Raw genomic sequence first — 2,217 nt, 5'->3', positions numbered from 1 at the left:
GTGTGGGGGCGGGTGCGGAGCACGGCAAGTCCCTTCCGGCAGCGACTCGTTCGGAATGTCGAACGTCGTGCGTAACTTCGGCCAGAAGGTAGAGGTGGGCCGGGAGTGGCGTCAATGGATCGGACGCGGTCGGAATCCCGAACGCTCCCAGTCGGGGCCGAGGATGGTCTCAGGCCCGCAGGAACGCCAGCACCGCCAGGACCCGGCGGTGGGTCTCGTCGGCCGGGGGCAGGTCCAGCTTGGCGAGGATGCTGCCGATGTGCTTGCCGACGGCGGCCTCGGTGACGACCAACTCGCGCGCGATGGCGCCGTTCGACCTGCCCTGCGCGACCAGCGCCAGGACCTCCCGCTCGCGCGGGGTGAGCCGCTCCAGCGGATCACGGCGCCTGCGCAGCAACTGCCGTACGACCTCGGGGTCGACTACCGTCCCGCCGGACGCGACCTCGCCCAGCGCGTCCACGAACTCCTCGACCTGCCCGACCCGGTCCTTGAGCAGATAGCCGACGCCCGATCCGTCGCCGGAGTCCAGCAACTCGGCGGCGTACGCCCGCTGCACGTACTGGCTGAGGACCAGCACCGGCAGCGTGGGCCGCGCCTCCCGCAGGTGCACCGCCGCCCGCAGCCCCTCGTCCTGGAAGCCCGGGGGCATCCGCACGTCCGTCACCACGACGTCCGGCTCGTGCTCGGTGACCGCGGCGATCAGCGCCTCGGCGTCCCCGACGGCCGCCACGACCTCGTGACCGAAGCGGGCGAGCAGGCCGGTGAGCCCGTCCCGCAACAGCACGCTGTCCTCAGCCAGCACTACGCGGAGCGATCGACCCGCTCGGACCGTTCCGTCAACTCCAACCGTTCCGTCAACTCGGCCATCCGGCAAGGGAACTCCACACTCAGTAAGGTCGGTCCACCAGGCGGACTGGACAGGGAAAGTCTGCCATCGAGCACTGACACCCGGTCGGCGAGTCCGGTCAGCCCGCTGCCACCGTCCGCGTTCGCACCACCGCGTCCGTCGTCGCTCACCCGGAGGTACAGCCGCCCGTCCTCGTACCCGCCGCTCACCTCCGCCCGGTTCGCCCCGCTGTGCCGGGCCACGTTGGCGAGGGCCTCGCAGACCACGAAGTACGCGGCCGTCTCCACGGCCCGGGGCGGACGTGCGGGCAGTTCCAGGTCCACGTCCACGGGCACGGGGCTGCGGTCCGCGGCGTCTGCGACGGCGGCCTCGAGCCCGAAGTCGGCGAGGACCTTGGGGTGGATGCCGTGGATGAGCTCACGCAGGTCGGCCAGGGCGTTGCCGGCCTCCTCGTGGGCCCGGGCGAGCTGGTCGGCCAGCGGCCCGGGCGGCGCGTCCAGCCGGGCCAGCCCGAGCGTCATCGTCAGGGCGACCAGGCGCTGTTGAGCGCCGTCGTGCAGATCGCGCTCGATACGGCGCCGCTCCGCCTCGAACGCGTCCACCAACCGCACGCGCGAGCGGGCCAGTTCGACGACCCTCTCCCCCAGGTTCACGTCACGCGGGGCGATCAGCATCCGGGTCAGCCCGGCCCTGGCTCCGGCGGCGACCCCGAGGACGTATGCCGCGCCGGCCAGCAGTACGACACCCAGCAGGGCGACCCCGAAGGCGGCCGGCCACGCGGTGACCGTCCACTGCTTGAGCACCTTCACCTCCTGGCCGTCGCCCACCGTGGCCATCAGCAGCGGGGCGGCGACCATCGAGCCGGGGAGGAGCAGGGCCGCCGTGACCACCAGCGCCTCGACCGGCCAGAGCAGACACGCGAAGAGCACCGCGTGGCCGAGCTCCCGCCACGTCAACTGCTCGCGCAGCCGGGTGGTGAACCAGACCCAGGGCCCGGGCCCGTCGGGAGCGCCGTGCACGCCGGCCGCCGGGTCCTGGTCCACCAGCCGCAGCCGCCACCGCTCCAGCGAAGCCACCGGCACCCCGACGAGCAGCGCGGCGGCGAGCAGCGGCACCCCGACCAGGGCGACGGCCAGCACCCCGCCGGCCGCCACGAGCACCACGATCCCCACCAGGACCACGGCCCCGGCCACGGCACCGGACACCAGATACCCGACAGCCCGCCAGGGCCACGACGACACGAGGTAGCGCGGCCCGGCGGCCATGGCCTGCCACAGATTCCGAGGGCGCGTACGGACCACACTGTTCACACGGTCACCGTAGAAGGACGAACGGCACGCGGCCATGGGTCCAGTGGGTGGGGCGGGGGT

General features: G+C 73.0%; 2 protein-coding genes. Both read right to left on the bottom strand.

Annotation, left to right across the window (positions count from 1 at the left end; translation table 11 throughout):
• Positions 1–169: 169 nt before the first annotated feature.
• The gene (locus FNH08_RS49085; protein ID WP_322726643.1) at positions 170–802 is read right to left on the bottom strand and encodes a response regulator transcription factor; all 633 of its coding nucleotides are present in this window, start codon (positions 800–802) and stop codon (positions 170–172) included.
• Positions 802–2,112: a sensor histidine kinase gene (locus FNH08_RS49080; RefSeq protein WP_152778418.1), complete on the bottom strand. Its 1,311-nt coding sequence runs from the start codon at positions 2,110–2,112 to the stop codon at positions 802–804. Before FNH08_RS49080 ends, FNH08_RS49085 begins: the two co-directional genes overlap by 1 nt.
• Between the last annotated feature and the right edge of the window lie 105 nt (positions 2,113–2,217).

This window comes from Streptomyces spongiae (assembly GCF_009377185.1).
Classification (GTDB): Bacteria; Actinomycetota; Actinomycetes; order Streptomycetales; family Streptomycetaceae; genus Streptomyces; species Streptomyces spongiae.
This window is presented reverse-complemented; position numbering and strand designations above follow the sequence as displayed.